19 protein-coding genes are annotated in these 17801 nt (G+C 73.2%); 13 read left to right on the forward strand and 6 right to left on the reverse strand.

Going from position 1 to position 17801, the window contains the following annotated elements:
- Window positions 1-8: 8 nt before the first annotated feature.
- The 5 genes from FHX39_RS01610 to FHX39_RS01630 all read left to right on the forward strand — a co-directional run bounded on the left by FHX39_RS01610 (window position 9) and on the right by FHX39_RS01630 (window position 5913).
- Complete coding sequence (locus tag FHX39_RS01610) at window positions 9-695, forward strand: redox-sensing transcriptional repressor Rex (protein WP_332836616.1); 687 nt, start codon at window positions 9-11, stop codon at window positions 693-695.
- Window positions 692-1963, forward strand: a complete 1272-nt coding sequence (gene hemA / locus FHX39_RS01615; RefSeq protein WP_183336221.1) for a glutamyl-tRNA reductase — start codon at window positions 692-694, stop codon at window positions 1961-1963. The genes FHX39_RS01610 and hemA overlap by 4 nt, the downstream gene beginning before the upstream one ends.
- 33 nt (window positions 1964-1996) lie before the next feature.
- Window positions 1997-3058 carry a hydroxymethylbilane synthase gene (hemC, locus tag FHX39_RS01620; RefSeq protein ID WP_183336223.1) on the forward strand — a complete coding sequence of 354 codons (1062 nt, stop codon included), beginning with the start codon at window positions 1997-1999 and terminating at the stop codon, window positions 3056-3058.
- On the forward strand, window positions 3055-4719 hold the full coding sequence (locus FHX39_RS01625) for a bifunctional uroporphyrinogen-III C-methyltransferase/uroporphyrinogen-III synthase (protein ID WP_183336226.1): 1665 nt from the start codon (window positions 3055-3057) through the stop codon (window positions 4717-4719). The genes hemC and FHX39_RS01625 overlap by 4 nt, the downstream gene beginning before the upstream one ends.
- A 162-nt stretch (window positions 4720-4881) precedes the next feature.
- Complete coding sequence (locus tag FHX39_RS01630) at window positions 4882-5913, forward strand: ABC transporter substrate-binding protein (RefSeq protein ID WP_183336228.1); 1032 nt, start codon at window positions 4882-4884, stop codon at window positions 5911-5913.
- A 52-nt stretch (window positions 5914-5965) separates the two neighbouring features.
- On the opposite strand, the gene FHX39_RS01635 is transcribed toward FHX39_RS01630, so the two are convergent.
- Window positions 5966-6409, reverse strand: coding sequence for a hypothetical protein (locus tag FHX39_RS01635; RefSeq protein ID WP_183336230.1), 444 nt, complete (start codon window positions 6407-6409; stop codon window positions 5966-5968).
- A 249-nt stretch (window positions 6410-6658) separates the two neighbouring features.
- Between FHX39_RS01635 and hemB the strand changes: the two genes are divergently transcribed.
- From hemB to ccsB, 7 genes are all read left to right on the forward strand, one after another.
- Window positions 6659-7594 carry a porphobilinogen synthase gene (gene hemB / locus FHX39_RS01640; RefSeq protein ID WP_183340757.1) on the forward strand — a complete coding sequence of 312 codons (936 nt, stop codon included), beginning with the start codon at window positions 6659-6661 and terminating at the stop codon, window positions 7592-7594.
- The gene (hemL, locus tag FHX39_RS01645; RefSeq protein WP_183336232.1) at window positions 7591-8916 is read left to right on the forward strand and encodes a glutamate-1-semialdehyde 2,1-aminomutase; all 1326 of its coding nucleotides are present in this window, start codon (window positions 7591-7593) and stop codon (window positions 8914-8916) included. The genes hemB and hemL overlap by 4 nt, the downstream gene beginning before the upstream one ends.
- Window position 8917: 1 nt before the next feature.
- Entirely contained in the window at window positions 8918-9562 is a 645-nt protein-coding gene (locus tag FHX39_RS01650) for a histidine phosphatase family protein (RefSeq protein WP_183336234.1), read from the forward strand.
- The gene (locus FHX39_RS01655; RefSeq protein WP_183336236.1) at window positions 9555-10157 is read left to right on the forward strand and encodes a TlpA family protein disulfide reductase; all 603 of its coding nucleotides are present in this window, start codon (window positions 9555-9557) and stop codon (window positions 10155-10157) included. The genes FHX39_RS01650 and FHX39_RS01655 overlap by 8 nt, the downstream gene beginning before the upstream one ends.
- Before the next feature lie 71 nt (window positions 10158-10228).
- The gene (locus FHX39_RS01660) at window positions 10229-10942 is read left to right on the forward strand and encodes a cytochrome c biogenesis CcdA family protein (protein WP_183340759.1); all 714 of its coding nucleotides are present in this window, start codon (window positions 10229-10231) and stop codon (window positions 10940-10942) included.
- A gap of 147 nt (window positions 10943-11089) precedes the next feature.
- A complete protein-coding gene (gene resB / locus FHX39_RS01665; RefSeq protein ID WP_232530743.1) occupies window positions 11090-12610 on the forward strand; it encodes a cytochrome c biogenesis protein ResB in 1521 nt (506 codons plus the stop codon).
- Complete coding sequence (ccsB, locus tag FHX39_RS01670; protein ID WP_183336239.1) at window positions 12607-13593, forward strand: c-type cytochrome biogenesis protein CcsB; 987 nt, start codon at window positions 12607-12609, stop codon at window positions 13591-13593. Before resB ends, ccsB begins: the two co-directional genes overlap by 4 nt.
- A gap of 137 nt (window positions 13594-13730) precedes the next feature.
- On the opposite strand, the gene FHX39_RS01675 is transcribed toward ccsB, so the two are convergent.
- From FHX39_RS01675 to FHX39_RS22375, 3 genes are all read right to left on the reverse strand, one after another.
- On the reverse strand, window positions 13731-14141 hold the full coding sequence (locus tag FHX39_RS01675) for a rhodanese-like domain-containing protein (protein ID WP_332836619.1): 411 nt from the start codon (window positions 14139-14141) through the stop codon (window positions 13731-13733).
- On the reverse strand, window positions 14138-14611 hold the full coding sequence (locus tag FHX39_RS01680; RefSeq protein WP_183336242.1) for a cysteine dioxygenase: 474 nt from the start codon (window positions 14609-14611) through the stop codon (window positions 14138-14140). Before FHX39_RS01680 ends, FHX39_RS01675 begins: the two co-directional genes overlap by 4 nt.
- Window positions 14612-14684: 73 nt before the next feature.
- On the reverse strand, window positions 14685-14765 hold the full coding sequence (locus FHX39_RS22375; protein ID WP_408631497.1) for a putative leader peptide: 81 nt from the start codon (window positions 14763-14765) through the stop codon (window positions 14685-14687).
- A gap of 151 nt (window positions 14766-14916) precedes the next feature.
- On the opposite strand from FHX39_RS22375, the gene FHX39_RS01685 reads away from it, so the two are divergent.
- Window positions 14917-16329: a mycothione reductase gene (locus tag FHX39_RS01685; RefSeq protein ID WP_183336244.1), complete on the forward strand. Its 1413-nt coding sequence runs from the start codon at window positions 14917-14919 to the stop codon at window positions 16327-16329.
- 387 nt (window positions 16330-16716) lie between these two features.
- Here FHX39_RS01685 and FHX39_RS01690 read toward each other — a convergent pair whose 3' ends face one another.
- Window positions 16717-17169, reverse strand: coding sequence for a YdeI/OmpD-associated family protein (locus FHX39_RS01690; protein ID WP_183336246.1), 453 nt, complete (start codon window positions 17167-17169; stop codon window positions 16717-16719).
- 19 nt (window positions 17170-17188) lie between these two features.
- Window positions 17189-17767, reverse strand: a complete 579-nt coding sequence (locus FHX39_RS01695; RefSeq protein WP_183336248.1) for a biotin transporter BioY — start codon at window positions 17765-17767, stop codon at window positions 17189-17191.
- Between the last annotated feature and the right edge of the window lie 34 nt (window positions 17768-17801).

Here is a 17801-nt window from a genome sequence, read left to right on the forward strand (position 1 = left end):
GTGGGTCGGTGATCTCGGACCTGCTGCCGGGCGCCGGCGCGGGAACCCGACCCGCTCGAGGCGTCCCCGACGCGACGGTCGCCCGGCTCCCGCTCTACCACGAGGCCCTCGGCCGGCTCTTCGACGGCCACGTCGAGGTCGTCAGCAGCACGGCGCTCGCCGAGGCCGCCGGGGTGAGTCCCTCGCAGCTGCGCAAGGACCTGTCCTGCCTGGGCACGTACGGGACCCGGGGCGTCGGCTACGACGTCACGCGCCTGCAGCGCCAGATCGCCACCCACATCGGCGCCGCCTCCGAGTGGCCGGTCGTCATCGTCGGGGTCGGCCACCTCGGCACGGCCCTGGCCAACTACGCCGGCTTCGCGGCGCGCGGCTTCCGCGTCGTCGCCCTGGTCGACCCGTCGCCGGCGCTGGTCGGCACGACCGTCACCGGGCTGGTCGTCACCGACCTCACCGAGCTCGAGGCGGTGGTCCGTAACGCGGGCGCCGTCATCGCCGTCGTCGCCACCCCGGCCGATGCGGCCCAGGCCGTCACTGACCGGCTCGTGTATCAGGGGGTGACCAGCATCCTCAACTTCGCGTCCACCGCGCTCGTGGTGCCCGAAGGAGTCAACGTGCGCAAGGTGGACCTGGGTCAGGAGCTCGCCATCCTGGCGTTCCACGAGCAGCGCAAGATCGAGGAGATCGCACACCCATGAGCATCCTTGCGGTGAGCGTCTCGCACCGCTCCACGTCGATGGCCCGGCTGGCCGCGCTGGCGCTGGACCCGGCCACCGCCGGCAAGCTGGCCCAGACTCTCGTCGGCAGCGAGCACATCGACGAGGCCGTCGTCCTCTCCACCTGCAACCGCACCGAGCTGTGGGTGTCGGTCTCCCGCTTCCACGGGGGCCTCGACGACGCCGTGCTGGCGCTGTCCGACCTCGCCGGTGAGCCGGTCGCCGACCTGCGCGCCATGGCGCGCGTCTTCTTCGACGAGGGCGCGGTCGCCCACGCCTTCTCCGTCGCCTCCGGGCTCGACTCGGTCGTGCTGGGCGAGAGCCAGATCCTCGGGCAGGTCCGCGGCGCGCTCGTCGTGTGCCAGGAGCAGGGCACCGTCGGCACCGTCCTCAACGCGCTGTTCCAGCAGGCCATCCGCGTGGGCAAGCGGGTCCAGACCGAGACCGGCGTCGCCGGCGCGGGCCGCTCGCTGGTCACGGCCGCGTACGACCTCCTGGTCGAGGCGCAGGGCGACCTCGAGGACCGCCGGGTGCTGGTCGTCGGCGCCGGCGCGATGGCCGGGCTGGCCGCCCGGACCGCCGCGGCGGCCGGGGCCCACGTGACCTGCGTCAACCGCACGCTCGAGCGGGCCCAGCGGCTCGCGGACTCGGTCGGCGGCCGGGCAGAGCCGCTGAGCCGGTTGTCCGTCGCGCTGCGCGAGGCCGACGTCGTCGTCACCTGCACGGGGGCGCGTTCGCTGCACCTGGACGCGGACGACTTCGCGGGCACCCCCGTCACGGCCGCCGTCGACCTCGCCCTGCCCTCGGACATCTCGGCCGACGTGACGGGGCTGGGCATCCTGCTGGTCAACCTCGACCTGCTCGTCGCGACCCGGTCGGAGACCGCGACCCCCGAGGTGGAGGCCGCGCGCGAGCTCGTCCGCTCCGAGGTGCGCGACTTCCTCGGCGTCCGCCGGGCGGCCGCGGTCGCCCCGACGGTCGTGGCGCTGCGCAGCATGGCCTCCCAGGTCGTCGCCGCCGAGATGAAGCGGCTCGACGCCCGCGTGCCCGGCCTGGACGACCACGAGCGCGGCGAGGTGCAGCGCACGATGCGCCGCATCGCCGACAAGCTGCTGCACTCGCCGACCGTGCGCGTGCAGGAGCTCTCCGCCGACCCGGACGCGCTCGACTACGCCGCCGCGCTGCGGGAGCTGTTCGCGCTCGACCCGCAGGCCGTCGCCGCCGTCATGTCTCCCGAGACGAACGCGTAGGGCCTGGCCCGACCGGGCAGGATGACCTCCGTCATGACCGACCCGTCGACGACCGACCCGCTCCTGCTCCGGCTGGGCGCGCGCACGTCGCCGCTCGCCCGGGCCCAGGTGGACCTCGTCGCCGGCCTGCTGGCCGCGCGGGGCGCGGGATCCTCCTTCGTCGGGGTCACGACGTCGGGTGATCTTGATCCCCGCTTGCTGACCGAGATCGGCGGCACCGGCGTCTTCGCGCTCGGCGTCCGCGAGGCGTTGCGGGCCGACAAGATCGACTGCGCGGTCCACTCGCTCAAGGACCTGCCCACCGCCGCCGAAGCTGATCTTGAGGTGCTGGCCGTGCCGGCACGCGAGGACGTGCGCGACGTGCTCGTCGGCTCGACGCTCGCCGACCTGCCGGACGGCGCCCGGATCGGCACGGGAGCGCCCCGCCGGGCGCTGCAGCTCCTCGACTGGGCGCGCCTGCAGGGTCGGCGTCTCGAGGTCGTCCCGGTCCGCGGGAACGTCGACACCCGCATCGAGCTGGCCCGGGGCGGCGGGCTCGACGCGGTGGTGCTCGCCGGAGCCGGCCTGCGTCGGCTCGGCTACCTGGGTGTCGACGACCAGTTGTCGGGTTCTGACAAAAAGGACACCGTTGTCAAAGGGCTGCTCTCGGAGATCATCGACGAGGAGCTGATGCTCCCGGCGCCCGGTCAGGGCGCCCTGGCGCTCGAGGTCCGCCGGTCGCTCGAGGGGCCCGCGCGGGACGCGGTGGCCCTGCTCGACGACGCGGTCGCGCACGCCGAGACGCGCGCCGAGCGCGCCTTCCTCGCCACGCTCGAGGCCGGGTGCACCGCGCCGGTGGGGGTGCGTGCTCGCGTCACCGGTCGTCGTGGTAACGCCTTCGATTTGACTATGTCGGCCGTTGTTGAAAGAACGTTGCTGAACACCTTGTCGGGACTGACCAAACAGCCTCCGGTACGGACCGCCGTCTCCGGGTCGACGAACGACCCGGCGCAGCTCGGTACGGACCTGGCCCGGTCGGTGCTCGACCAGCTGAACGACGAGGTCCGGCGCACCGGCGCCGGGTCCGCGCCTGCCCGAATCGAGAGAGCCACGTGAGCACAACCTCGGTCCCCACCACCTCCGACCCCCCCTCGAGCTCCGCCGGCTCCTCGAGCTCCACCGGCACCCGCGGCCGCGTGATCTTCGTGGGTGCCGGGCCGGGCGATCCTGATCTTCTGACGCTCGGGGCGATCGCCGCCCTGGCCGACGCGAGCGCCGTGATCTTGGACGACGACCGCCAGCGCGAGATCCTCGGTCACCCCGCGATCACCCTCGGCAGCGACGCCTCCGTGACCACCCTCGGCTTCACCGAGGGCCAGAAGCCCCTCACCCCCTCCGCCCGGGCCCGCATCGTCCTCAAGCAGGCGGCGGGCGGGGGCCGCGTGGTCCGCCTGGTCACCGGCGACCCGTTCTGGGACAACGCCGTGGCCGACGAGGCCGCCGCCTGCGTCCGCGGCGGCATCGACTTCGAGGTCGTCCCCGGCGTCTCCAGCCTGACCGCGGTCCCCGAGTACGCGGGCATCGACCTCGTGCACGCTGGTGGGGTCCAGTTCGCGTCCATGACCGACGGCCGCTTCACCAAGGTGGCCACCACGCCCTGGGGCAACGCGGCCACGGTGGTCGTCAGCACCCTGGTCGGGCACCTCTCCTCGCTCGTCGACGCCGCCCGCGCGGCCGGCCGGGCCGGTGACGACCACGTCGTCCTCACGCTGCACGGCGGGAGCACCAACCAGGTGACGGTGCCCTGCCTGCTCGCCGACGTCGTGACCGCGATGTCGGCCACCGAGGCTCCCGACCACGACCCGGTCCACGTGATCATGGGCGTCGCCGCGGAGCAGCGGGGCGAGCTGAGCTGGTACGAGACCAAGCCGCTGTTCGGCTGGCGCGTCCTCGTGCCGCGCACCAAGGACCAGGCCTCGGCCATGGTCGCCCGGCTGCGCACGTACGGGGCCCACAGCGAGGAGGTCCCGACCATCTCGGTCGAGCCGCCGCGCAGCCCGCTGCAGATGGACAAGGCGATCCGCGGCCTCGTCGAGGGCCGCTACGAGTGGATCGCCTTCACGTCGGTCAACGCCGTCAAGGCCGTCCGCGAGAAGTTCGAGGAGTACGGGTTGGACGCCCGCGCGTTCTCCGGCCTCAAGGTCGCCGTGGTCGGCGACGTCACCGCCACCGCGCTGCGGGCGTGGGGCATCGAGCCCGACCTGGTCCCGCGCGACGAGCAGTCGGCCGCGGGCCTGGCCGCGGAGTTCCCCCCGTACGACGAGGTCCTCGACCCCATCAACCGGGTCTTCCTGCCGCGCGCCGACATCGCCACCGAGACGCTGGCCGCCGGGCTGATCGAGCTCGGCTGGGAGGTGGAGGACGTCACGGCCTACCGGACCGTCCGCGCCGCCCCGCCGCCCGCCGCCGTGCGCGAGGCGATCAAGACGGGCAAGTTCGACGCCGTCGTGTTCACCTCGTCCTCGACGGTGCGCAACCTCGTCGGCATCGCCGGCAAGCCTCACCCCGGCACGATCATCGCCGTGATCGGCCCGGCCACGCAGAAGACGTGCGAGGAGCACGGGCTGCGGGTCGACGTGGTGGCCGACAAGCCGTCCGTCGTCGCCCTGGCCGACGCGCTCGCCGCGTTCGCCGCCGACCGGCGCGACGCGATGCTGGCAAGTGGCGAGCCGGTGCTCCGTCCCTCGCAGCGCAAGGCGCCGACCCGCCGGGTCTGAGTCACACCTCCGTCCCACCCGGACCGCGCAGCACGTGACGTGCTGCGCGGTTCGTGCGTCCGGGGACCCCCGCGCACCTCGGCCCGGGACGCGTGGGCTGGACGAGGGACGACGCTCGGCTCCGAGTCTGGTTAGGTTAGCCGTACCTAACCAGGAGGCACGATGGACCGACGACTCTTTCTCGGTGGGCTCGGGGCGGCGGCAGCGGCCCTCGCGCTGCCGGCCTGCTCCCGCACCGACGCCGGGGCCACCGCCCCGGTCACGACCCCGGCCGCGGCCGCCCCGACCTCGTGGGAGGTCCGTCACCGCTACGGCACGACGGCCGTCACCGGCCCGCCGCAGCGGGTCGTGACGCTCGGCCAGACCGACCACGACGCGGCCATCGCGCTCGGCTTCGTGCCGGTCGCGGTCGGTGGCTTCCTCGGCGGCTCGTACACCCCGTTCCGGCCGTGGAACGAGGCCGGCCGGACCGGCCCGCCGCCGCCGGTCCTCGACATGCAGGAGATCGCGTTCGAGAAGGTCGCCGCGCTCGCGCCGGACCTGATCCTGGCCGTCATGAGCGGGGTGACCAAGGAGGACTACGCCAAGCTCAGCCAGATCGCCCCGACCGTGGCGCAGCCGGTCGACGCGGAGGACTGGGCCGTGCCGTACCGCCAGCACACCGAGCACATCGGTGAGGCCCTCGGGAAGCCGGACCTGGCGCGGACCCTCGTCGACGAGCTCGACGCGGCGTTCGCCGGAGCCCGGGCCGCGAACCCGCAGCTGGCCGGGCGCACCGCGGTCTGCGCAGAGGTCTTCGGCGGGCAGTACGCCGTCCTGGGGACCTCGGCACCGCGCACCCAGTTCCTCGCCGACGTCGGCATGACGCCCCACGCGGCCCTCACCGCGCTCGCGGGGAAGGGCTACAACGCCCCGCTGAGCCCGGAGAAGATCGACCTGCTCGACCAGGTCGACGTGGTCGTCTGGAGCACCGACGTCGCGGAGGAGAAGAAGGTCTTCGCCGACCCGCTGGTCAAGACCCTGCAGACCACGCAGCAGGGCCGCTACGTGCTCGCGCCGAACGGGGGGAACGACGACCTCCTCTACTCCATGGACTGGGGGAGCGTCCTCAGCAACCGGTGGGCCATCGACCAGGCGCTGCCGCGGATCGTCCGCGCGGCCGACGGGGACCCGGCGACCGACGCGAACGCCTGACGCCCGCGCCGGTCGGCCGGCCCGGGTCCGACCAGCCCGTCGGATCACCCCGTCAGACGACGGCGAGCAGGTCGTCCCCGGCCAGGGGGACGACCGCCGCGTCGTGGGCCAGGTGCAGCGGGGCCAGCGGGACGTCGAGCCGGCGTCCCGACGCGAGCAGGGCGCGCCCCCACCGCCGGTCGCTGGCCCGGACCGGGCCCTCGCCGGGCCGGCTGAGGAGCACGGCCACCCGTCCGAGCCCGTGCTCGCGCCGGACCTCGTGGCACAGGCGGAGGAGCGAGTCGGTCTCGCCCTCGCGGGGGACGTCGGGGATGTCGTCGATCTGCATGAGGAGCTCGGTCGGCCGGTCGTCCGGGTCGAGGAAGAGCAGCCACAGGCGCCGGGAGCCGAAGCCGAGCGGGCCCATCATGGCGCGCCACTGGTGGTGCAGGTCCGCCTGCGTGCGCAGCGGCGCGACCTGGTGGAGCGGGAGCAGGGCAGGGATGTCGTCGTCCATGTCCCGCAGCCTGGTCGAACCACCCCTCGCGACCGGCCCGGTCGCGGAGTTGTGCACAGGAGTCGGCCCGACGGACAACACGGTCCTGACCTGGGGAGACATCTCCCGCCGGACCGGCAGATGCGGACCCGGATCGTGAGGTTGTCCACTCCGCCGGAGGAGGGTCGTGGGCGGTTCGGCGACTAGATTGGGAGCGTGCCTCTCACGTCGCTGCGACAGCGTCCCCGACGGCTGCGCACGTCGCCGGTCATGCGGGCGATGGTCGCGCAGACCAGCGTCGAGCCCCGTCAGCTCGTGCTGCCGGTGTTCGTCGCGGAGGGTCTGACCGAGCCCCGCCCGATCAGCTCGATGCCCGGCGTCGTCCAGCACACGCTCGACACCCTGCGCAAGACCGCGGTCGAGGCGGCGCAGGCCGGGCTCGCCGGGGTCATGCTCTTCGGCGTCCCCGCGACCAAGGACGCACGGGGTTCCGGGGCGCTCGACGAGCACGGCATCCTCACCGAGGCGATCCGGGCCGTGCGCCAGGAGGTCGGCGACGACTGCCTGGTCATGACCGACGTCTGCCTCGACGAGTTCACCGACCACGGACACTGCGGCGTGCTGACCCCCGGCGGCGCGGTCGACAACGACGCGACGGTGGCGATCTACGCCGAGATGGCCGTCCTGCACGCCGAGGCCGGGGCGCACGTCGTCGCCCCCAGCGGGATGATGGACGGCCAGGTCGGGGCGATCCGCGACGCCCTCGAGGCCGCCGGCCACGTCGACACCGCGATCCTCGCGTACGCGGCCAAGTACGCCTCCGCCTTCTACGGGCCCTTCCGGGAGGCCGTCGCGTCGTCCCTCCAGGGTGACCGCAGGACCTACCAGCAGGACGGCGCCAACCTGCGCGAGGCGCTGCACGAGGTCGCCCTCGACCTCGCCGAGGGCGCCGACCTCGTCATGGTCAAGCCGGCGCTGGCCTACCTCGACGTGATCCGCGCGGTCCGCGAGGTGGTGGACGTGCCGGTCGCGGCGTACAACATCTCGGGGGAGTACGCGATGGTCGAGGCGGCCGCAGCGAACGGCTGGATCGACCGCGACGCCGCCATCGGCGAGACGCTCACCTCGATCCGCAGGGCGGGTGCGGACATCGTCCTCACCTACTGGGCCCTCGAGGTCGCGCAGCGCCGGGGAGGTCGGCGATGACGGCTCAGGGCACGGCGGTGGACACGAAGTCAGCCGCGGCCTTCGCCCGCGCCCGCGAGGTCATCCCCGGCGGCGTGAACTCGCCCGTCCGCGCCTTCCTCTCCGTCGGCGGCACGCCCCGCTTCATCGCCCGGGCCAAGGGTGCCTACCTGTGGGACCTCGACGGCAACGAGCTCGTCGACCTCATCTGCTCGTGGGGCCCGATGCTGCTCGGCCACGCCCACCCCGAGGTGCTGGGTGCGGTCGCGGACGCGGCGCAGCACGGGACGTCGTACGGCGCCCCGACGCAGGCCGAGGTCGACCTGGCCGCGGCCATCGTCGACCGCACCCCGGTCGAGATGGTGCGGCTCGTCAACAGCGGCACCGAGGCGACCATGTCGGTCCTGCGCCTGGCGCGCGGGATCACCGGGCGCGACAAGATCGTGAAGTTCGCCGGCTGCTACCACGGCCACGTCGACTCCCTGCTGGCCTCGGCCGGCTCCGGCGTCGCGACGCTGGCCATCCCCGGCACCCCCGGCGTCACGGAGGCCACGACCGCAGACACGATCGTGCTGCCGTACAACGACCGCGCCGCCGTGCGCGAGGCGTTCGCCACGTACGGCGACCAGATCGCCTGCCTCATCACCGAGGCCGCCTGCGGGAACATGGGTGTCATCCCCCCCGGGGTCGAGGACGGGGTCGGGTTCAACACGTTCCTGTCCGAGACGTGCCACGCCCACGGGGCGCTGTTCATCAGCGACGAGGTCATGACCGGTTTCCGCGTGACCGCGTCGGGCTGGTTCGGCGTCGACGGCGTCGTGCCCGACCTCATGACCTTCGGCAAGGTGATGGGCGGCGGCTTCCCGGCCGCGGCGTTCGGCGGGCGGACCGAGCTCATGCACAGCCTCGCCCCGGTCGGCGGCGTCTACCAGGCCGGCACCCTCTCGGGGAACCCCGTCGCCACGGCGGCCGGTCTGACCACGCTGCGGCTGGCCACGCCCGAGGTGTACGCGCACGTCGACCGGGCGTCGGCGCTCCTGCAGCGCGAGGTCCACGCCGTGCTGGAGTCGGCCAGCGTGCCGCACGTCATCCAGACCGCCGGGAACATGTTCAGCGTCTTCTTCGTGGGTGAGGACGTGGACTCCGTGCCGGACTACGCCACCGCGTCGACGCAGGTGACGACGCGCTACTCGGCGTTCTTCCACTCGATGCTCGACGCGGGCGTCTACCTGCCGCCGAGCGCGTACGAGTCGTGGTTCCTCTCGAGCGCCCACGACGACGCGGTGCTCGACCGCGTGGTCGCGGCGCTCCCGGCAGCAGCGGCCGCGGCCGCGGAGGTGTGACGTGACCCGTACGACGGTGCACCTCGTCCGGCACGGGCAGGTCTTCAACCCGACCGGGGTCATCTACGGCCGGCTGCCCGACTACCACCTCTCCGACACCGGCCGGGCGATGGCCGACCTCGTCGCCGAGCACCTGCGCGGTCGCGACGTGGTGCACCTGCGCTGCTCGCCGCTGGAGCGGGCGCAGGAGACGATGGAGCCGGTCGTCGACGTCTTCGGGCTGCCGGTCACGACCGACGGCCGCGTGATCGAGGCCGACAACTACCTCGAGGGCGTCAAGTTCACGCTCGGCCGGACGGCCCGTCGTCCGCAGGACTGGTGGCTGTTCCGCAACGCGCTCCGGCCGACCTGGGGCGAGCCCTACCGCGAGATCGTCGCGCGGATGCGGCTCGCGATCCGCGACGCCGAGGAGGCCGCGCGCGGCCACGAGGCGGTCATCGTGTCCCACCAGCTCCCGATCTGGATGGCCCGCTGCGACGCCGAGGGCCGACGGCTCGCCCACGACCCGCGCAGGCGCCAGTGCAACCTGGCCAGCGTCACCTCGCTCACCTTCGTCGACGGCCGGGTCGCCGCGGTCGACTACGCCGAGCCCGCGGCCGAGCTCTACACGCTGCGCCGGACGCGGAAGTTCGTGGCCGGTGCGTAGGGCGCGCCGAGGGGTCGTCGCGTCGCTGGCGGTCGCCGCCGCCACGTCGCTGCTGCTGGCGGGCTGCTCGGCCACCGGGGCGGACGAGCCCACCCGCGGTGCGGACCAGCAGGGCTACGTGGGGTCGGACGGCGCGCTCACCCGCATCGCGCCCGACCAGCGCGAGCCCGGCCCGACGGTGAGCGGCGAACAGCTCGGGGCCACCGACAAGACCGTGTCGACCGCGGACTACCCGGGCAAGGTCGTCGTGCTCAACGTCTGGGGCTCGTGGTGCCCGCCGTGCCGTCAGGAGGCCGCGGGCCTGCAGGCGGCCAGCGTGGCGACGAAGGCGGACGCGCAGTTCGTCGGGATCAACACGCGCGACGCCTCGCCGGCGGCGCCGGAGGCGTTCCTGCGGACGCAGGGCGTCACCTACCCCAGCATCTTCGACCCGTCCGGCAAGAGCCTCCTCCAGCTCGCGGGCCAGGTCCCGCCGAGCGCCATCCCGTCGACCCTCGTGCTCGACCGCGAGGGCCGCGTGGCCATCCGCGTCCTCGGCCAGGTCTCGGAGAACACGCTCACCGCTATGGTGGCCGAGGTCGCGGCCGGCCGGTGACGTCGCTGGAGCTGTACGCGCTCAGTCCCCTCGACCTGGCGACCTGGGCCCAGCAGGCCGTCGGCGGGTCGATGCTGCTCGCGCTCCCCGTGGCGCTGGCGGCCGGGCTGGTCTCGTTCTTCTCCCCGTGCGTCGTCCCGCTCCTGCCCGGCTACCTCTCGTACGCGACGGGGCTCGGGGCGGCCGAGGTCGTCGAGGGCACCCGGCGCCGCGGGCGGATGCTCGCCGGGACGTCGCTCTTCGTCCTCGGCATCGCCGCCGTCTTCGTCGTGACGGGTGCGGTGATCGGCAGCGCCGGCGTCCTGGTCCTGAGCCACGCGGACGCCATCAGCCGCGTGCTCGGTGTGCTGATCATCGCCCTCGGGCTGATGTTCGCCGGTGTCCTCCCGCTCGGCCGTCGCGACCTGCGGATCCACCGGATGCCGGCCGTCGGGGTCGCCGCCGCGCCGCTGCTCGGCGTGGTCTTCGCCCTCGGCTGGACGCCGTGCATCGGCCCGACGCTCGCCGTCGTCTACAGCCTCGCGCTCAACGAGGGGACCGCGTCCCGGGGTGCGCTGCTGGCCTTCGTCTTCGCGCTCGGCCTGGGCGTCCCGTTCGTGGTCGCCGGTCTGCTCTACACGCGGGTGTCCCGGGCCGTCGGCTTCCTGCGCCGGCACCAGGTCGCCCTGATGCGGACCGGGGGCGTCCTCATGGTCGTCGTCGGCCTGCTCCTCGTCACCGGCCTGTGGACGGTCATCACCGCCGACCTCCGTCAGACCTTCGCCTCCTTCACCCCACCGATCTGAGCCGCCAGCCATGACCACGAGACGATGACCGACACCCAGACCCGCCCCGCGGGCCACGCCGACAGCAGGCCCGAGCCCACGGGCCCCGACCTGCCCCGCCTGGGCTGGCGCGGCACGCTGCGCTTCGTGTGGGCGCAGCTCACCTCGATGCGCACCGCCCTCGTGCTGCTCTTCGCGCTCGCGGTCGCGGCGATCCCCGGCTCGCTCATCCCGCAGCGCAACGTCTCGCCCATCCGCGTCGACGACTTCATCGCCGCGCACCCGACGCTCGGGCCGGTCTACGACAAGGTCGGGCTGTTCGGCGTCTACCACTCGCCGTGGTTCTCCGCGGTCTACCTGCTGCTGTTCGTCTCGCTGATCGGCTGCATCGTGCCCCGCGTCCGGGTCTACGCCCGCGCGCTGCGCGCCCAGCCGCCCCGGACGCCCCGGAACCTCCGCCGCCTCCCCGCGTACGGCAGCGCCGACCTCGCGCCCGGTGACGACGCGCCCGCCGCCGTCCTGGAGCGGGCCGCGCAGGAGCTGCGCCGTCAGCACTACCGCGTCCGCGTCGAGGACGGCCCGGGTGGCTCCGTCGCGGCGGAGCGCGGCTACCTCCGCGAGGCGGGCAACCTCGTCTTCCACGTCAGCCTGCTGTTCCTGCTGCTCGGCGTCGCGGTCGGCGCGCTGTGGGGCTACCGCGGCACGAGCGTCGTGGTCGTGGGCCAGGGCTTCTCGAACAGCATCACCCAGTACGACGACCTCCAGGCCGGGGCGTGGTTCAAGGCGTCGAGCCTCAAGCCGTTCAACGTGCTGGTCAAGGACTTCCAGGTCAAGTTCGAGGAGGGCCCGGTGCAGACCGGGGCCGCGCGGCTGTTCCGCGCCGACCTCGACGTGACCGACGCCCCGGGGGACCCGACGAAGCCGGTCGTGCTCGAGGTCAACCACCCGCTGAACGTGGACGGCTCGACCGTGCACCTGATCGGGCACGGCTACGCGCCGATCGTCACGGTCAAGGACGGGCAGGGGAACGTCGCGTTCTCCGGACCGGTCGTGTTCCTGCCCCAGGACGGCAACTTCACCTCCGCCGGGGTGGTCAAGGTCCCCGACGCGCGGCCGGAGCGGATCGCCCTGCAGGGCTTCTTCCTGCCGAGCACGGTCGAGGGGGCCAACCAGGCGCCGGTCTCGGCCTTCCCCGACGCGCTCAACCCGATGCTGTTCGTCAACGTGTGGGCGGGCCCGCCCGCCGCCGAGACGGGCAAGGCCGAGAACATCTACTCCCTCGACACCACCGGCCTCACCCAGGTCAAGGGCGACGACGGCGCACCGCTGCGGGTCGCCCTGGCGCCCAAGCAGGGCGTGACCCTGCCCGACGGGCTCGGCTCGGTCGAGCTCGTCGGCTGGAGCCGGTGGGTCAAGCTGCAGGTCGGCAACTCCCCGGGCGCCCCGCTGGCCCTGGGCTCGATCGCCTTCGCGGTGCTCGGCCTGTGCCTCTCGCTCTTCGTCCGGCCGCGTCGCGTCTGGGTGCGGCTGGCAGAGCGAACCGAGGGTGAGCAGACATCTACAGTGGTCGAGGTCGGTGGCCTCGACCGGGCGGACGCCCGCGGCGGCCTGACCGACGACGTGGACGACCTCGTGAAACATCTGACGACCGCTGGCCGCCAGGACAAGGAAGAGGCGAGCAGCACGTGAACTACAGCTACTACTCCAGCGTGGCGCTGGTGAGCTCGGTGGTGGTCTACCTCCTGGCGTTCTTCGCGCACGCCGCCGAGTGGGCCGCCGCCCGGCGCGACCCGGCCGCCGAGGAGGTCGCCACCCAGCGCGAGCTGGTGTCCGTGGGGGCCGGTGGGTCCGGGAACGCACCGGTCGAGGCCGATCAGGTCGAGGCGTACGCGCGGTCCCTGGCCGACGCCCGCCTCGCCGACCTCCGGGTCGAGCAGTTCAGCCGCATCGGGGTGTTCCTCACCGTGCTCGGCTTCCTGCTGAGCGCGATCGGGGTCGTCGGCCGCGGTCTCGCCGCCGGCCGCGCCCCCTGGGGCAACATGTACGAGTTCACGACGCTGGCCCTGGTCTTCGTCGTCGCCGCCTACCTGCTGATGGTCTGGCGCGCGGGCCTCGGCTGGCTCGGGCTGCCCGTGACGCTGCTGGCCACGGTCGGCAACGGCCTCGCGGTCACCGTCTTCTACGTGGCCGTCGCGCCGCTCGTCCCCGCGCTGCACTCGGTCTGGTTCCTGATCCACATCACGGCGGCGGCCATCGCCGGGGCGGCGTTCAACGTCGGCGGGCTGATGTCGATCCTCTACATCGTCAAGAAGCGCGCCGAGGACCGCGGCCAGGTGCGCGGCTACCTGGCCCGCATCCCCAGCTCGCGCCGGATCGACCTGATCACGTACCGCTTCCACGCCTTCGCGTTCCCGCTGTGGACGTTCACCGTCGCGGCCGGCGCGATCTGGGCCGAGTACGCCTGGGGCCGCTACTGGGGCTGGGACCCCAAGGAGACGTGGGCGCTCGTGACCTGGGTCATCTACGCCTGCTACCTGCACGCCCGGTCGACCGCCGGCTGGCGGGGGAGCAAGGCGGCGGTCATCGCGATCGTCGGCCTCGCGTCCTTCTGGTTCAACTTCATCGGCGTCAACCTGCTCGTCTCCGGCCTGCACTCGTACGCCGGCGTCTGAGAGCGCGCCCTCTCCGGGATCTCCCCGTCGGGCACCGCACGTCAGAAACCGCTGACTCCCGCCACCGCATCCTTCGATGCGCGTGACGGGAGTCAGCGGTTTCTGTGTCCAGTGCCGGTGCAACCCGCGGGGCAGACTCAGGCGCCGAGGTCCTCGCGCCAGGCGGCCCAGCCGCCCACGACGTCGGTCGCGCGGTGCAGGCCGAGGTCCTGCAGGGCCGCGGCGGCGAGGCTCGAGGTGAAGCCCTCCTGGCACAGCACGACGACCTGCAGGTCGTAGTCGGCGATCGGCAGCCGGGCGTCGCTCGCCGGGTCGAAGCGCCACTCGAGGACGTTCCGCTCGACGAGCAGCACGCCGTCGGGACCGCCCTGGACCTCACGCTGGGCCGCCGGGCGGATGTCCACGACCACGGCGCCGGCCTCGCGCGCCGCGACGGCCTCCGCCGGGGTCAGCCGGTCGATCCGGGAGCGGGCCTCGGCGAGGACCTCGTCGATCGTGCGACGGCGGGCCAGGTAGTCCGAGGCCGGGGGAGCGAGGAGGGTGCTCACCACGCCACGCCCGCCAGGCGCGACTCGACGAGGCGGAGACGGTCGCCCTCGCGGACGTAGCCGTTCATGCGGGTCAGCGCGGGAGCGTAGACGTGGATGCTCACGGCCGGCTCGAGGCTCGTGTTGGTGACGCGGTGGATGTGGCGGGTGCCGAAGGGCCGGATGGCACCGGCCCCGAGCTCACGGGTCGACGCGACGGTGGCCGACTCGTCGCCCTGCAGGACGGCGTGCTCCTCGGTCAGGGCACCACGGACGACGGTGAAGGCCCCGGCGCTGCCGCCGTGGTCGTGCCAGTCGGTGCCCTGGCCGGGCACCCAGGTGAGCAGCCACGCCTCGTGCTCGCGGGTCATGGCGAGGCGGGCGTAGTAGCGGGAGACGGGGTCGTAGTCGACGAGCGACTCCCAGAGGCGGGTGTTGTCGGCGAGCCGGGTCGCGGTGGCCGCGAGGTCGACGAGATGGCGCTGAGGCATGGAGAGGTCCTGTCGGGCGGGAAGAGGATGACCAGAGGGGCGGCGCACGGGCCGGGCCCTCACGGGGAGCGCGCTAGGAGCGCGTGGTCATTCGACACACCGCGCTGGCCGTCCGGCTCAGGTCGATGTGGCGGCGCTGGTGCAGCGTCCTCATCCGGGTCGCTCCTTCTCTCCTCGTGCGTGCGGAGCCCACGCTAGGCCCGACTGCAGGAGCCTAATCCCTTGTCTCACCGTAGGGAACATCGGGTTTGTGTCGGCGCTGCGTTCGCAGCCACCGCCTCCTGTCCGCCTGGCAGACTGGTCGCGTGCGACACTTCGACCTCTGCGTCATCGGCAGCGGCTCCGGCAACTCCGTGATCGACGACGCGATGGACGACTGGTCGGTCGCCATGGTCGAGGCGGGGACGTTCGGCGGGACCTGCCTCAACGTCGGCTGCATCCCGACCAAGATGTACGTCTACCCGGCTGACCTCGCCGCCTCGCCGCACCAGGCCCGGGAGCTCGGCGTCGACCTCGACCTCGCCGGCGTCCGCTGGCCCGACATCCGTGACCGGATCTTCGGCCGCATCGACCCGATCTCCTCGGGCGGTCGCGACTGGCGGGCCAATCGGCCCAACGTGAGCCTGTACGAGCAGCGGGGCCGCTTCGTCGGCGACCACGAGCTCCTCCTCGAGGCCCGCGACGGCCGCCCGGAGACCAGGATCACCGCGGACCGCTTCGTCCTCGCCAACGGCAGCCGGCCGGTGATCCCGCCGTTCCCTGGGCTCGACCAGGTCCCGTACGAGACGTCCGACACCGTCATGCGGCTGCCCGAGCTGCCGCGCTCTCTGGTGATCGTCGGGGGTGGCTACATCGCCGCCGAGTTCGCGCACGTCTTCGCCTCCTTCGGCGTCGCGGTGACGATCGTCGGGCGCTCGCCGCGTCTGCTCTCCCGCGAGGACGAGCAGGTGTCGGAGCGGTTCACCGAGCTGCTGGGCCACCGGGTCGACGTCCGGACGAGCACCGAGGTGCAGCGGGTCGACCGCCGCGCCGCGGGCGACGGGGTCCGGCTGACCGTCCGCGACGGGCAGGGGACCGAGAGCACGATCGAGGCCGACCTCCTCCTGGTCGCCACCGGCCGCAAGCCCAACGCCGACACGCTCGACCTCGCCACCACCGGCGTCGAGGTCGACGACGAGGGCCGGGTCGTCGTGGACGCCCAGCAGCGGACCACCGCGTCGAACATCTTCGCCCTCGGCGACGTGTCGTCGCCCCACCAGCTCAAGCACGTCGCCAACCACGAGGCCCGGGTCGTCAAGCACAACCTGCTGCACCCCGACGCCCTCGTGGCGTCCGACCACCGCTACGTGCCGCACGCGGTCTTCTCCGACCCCCAGGTCGCTTCGGTGGGCCTCACGCAGGCCCAGGCCGAGGAGCAGGGCCTGGACCACGCCGTGGCCGTCCAGGACTACGGCTCGACCGCCTACGGGTGGGCGATGGGCGACAAGGACCACTTCGTCAAGCTGGTCGGCGACCGACGCACCGGCCGCCTGCTCGGCGCGCACCTGATCGGCCCGCAGGCGTCCTCGCTGATCCAGCCCCTCATCCAGGCCATGAGCTTCGGCACTCCGGCCCACGAGGTGGCCCGGGGCCAGTACTGGATCCATCCGGCCATGGCCGAGGTGGTGGAGAACGCGCTGCTGGCTCTTCCTTCTCCGGCTGGGTCGTCGGAGGTCTGAGGTCTCAGGTCTCTGGCCTCCTGGCTGACGTCCGGCGCCGTCGCGGTGTCGGACGGCGGCGGCTCGCAACCATCCGCCCGGGCGTCGTTGCGTCTGCTGCTTCTCCTCCGTACGCGTACGCCCGGGCTCCCGCCAGACCCATCCACGCTCCCCGCCGCCGTCCGACACCGCTCCTTCACGGTCACCGTCGGCGCCTCGTTCGTTCAACCCTCCCCCGTGTTCTACGGGTGGGTGGCAGCGGCGTCCCTGGTAGGTCCCGGCTCCGTAGTCGCTGCCCCCTGAGCCCGTCAGAGTCCACACGTCGGCGGGGGACTGCGCCTAACGCTCCCTGAGCTTGTCGAAGCGGTGTCCTGAGCCTGTCGAAGGGGGCCTCGGAGAGGTTGGCGTTCAGCTCGGGAGGAGGCGGTGACGGAGGCGGGCGATGCGGGCCAGGCGGGCGGCGGGGTCGTCGCCGGCGGTGACCCAGCGGCCGTACTCGTCGTGGTGGTCCTCGGGTAGGGCTGACCAGGCGTCGCGCAGGGGTGCGTCGGTGCTGAGGGCCTCGTCCAGCTCGAGGCAGGTCAGCGGGACGGGCTCCGCCTCGGGCTCCTCGACGGGAGGAGCGGCCTCGAGCTCGACGTGGACCTGGTCACCGGCGACGACGCCGAGGGTAGTCAGGAGGGCCTTCTTCAGCCCGAGGAACGTGCGCCCGCCGTACGCGCCGAGGGTCGCCTCGAACGACTCGGGGCCGATCCGGACGACGACGCGGCGCGAAGCCAGCTCGGTGAGGGCCGCCTTGGGGACGACCAGCGCGTGGCTCCCGCGCCCCGACGCGCGGACCTCGGCGTCGAAGGCGGGCACGCGGCGTGAGAGGGGTCGGTCAGCCGCGACGGGTGCCGACGAGCTTCCACGCGGCCGGCAGCAGGGCTGCGGCCACGACGACCTTGATGAGGTCGCCGACGAGGAACGGGGCGACGCCCTTGGCCAGCGCGGTGGTGATCCCCATGCCGGTGCTGGCGGCGAGGCCGGTCACGCCGAAGGCGTAGATGACGACGTTCCCGAGGACCAGCAGGCCGGCGCTCTTGAGCACCTTGCGGTCGGCACCGGCCTCGGCGAGGCGGCCGGCCAGCCAGGCCGCGGCGACGAAGCCGACGACGTAGCCGAAGGACGCGAACGCCCAGCCGCTCTGGTGGCCCGCGAACCACGGGACCCCGACCATGCCGGCGAGGAGGTAGAGCGCCATCGACGCGGCGCCGCGGCGGCTGCCGAGCGCGGCACCGGCGAGCAGGACCGCGAAGGTCTGCAGCGACAGGGGGACCGGCGTGAAGGGGAGCGGGATCTGCACCAGCGCGCTCAGCGCGACGAAGAGCGTGCCGCCGACCACGAGGGCGACGTTGCGGACCAGGCCGCCCGGGACGACGTCCGCGAGCGTGCGGGGGGAGGCGCTGACGAGAGACATGGCCTCACCTTAATGGGCGGCGTCGGCCGACCGG

Source organism: Microlunatus antarcticus, from assembly GCF_014193425.1.
Lineage (GTDB): Bacteria > Actinomycetota > Actinomycetes > Propionibacteriales > Propionibacteriaceae > Microlunatus > Microlunatus antarcticus.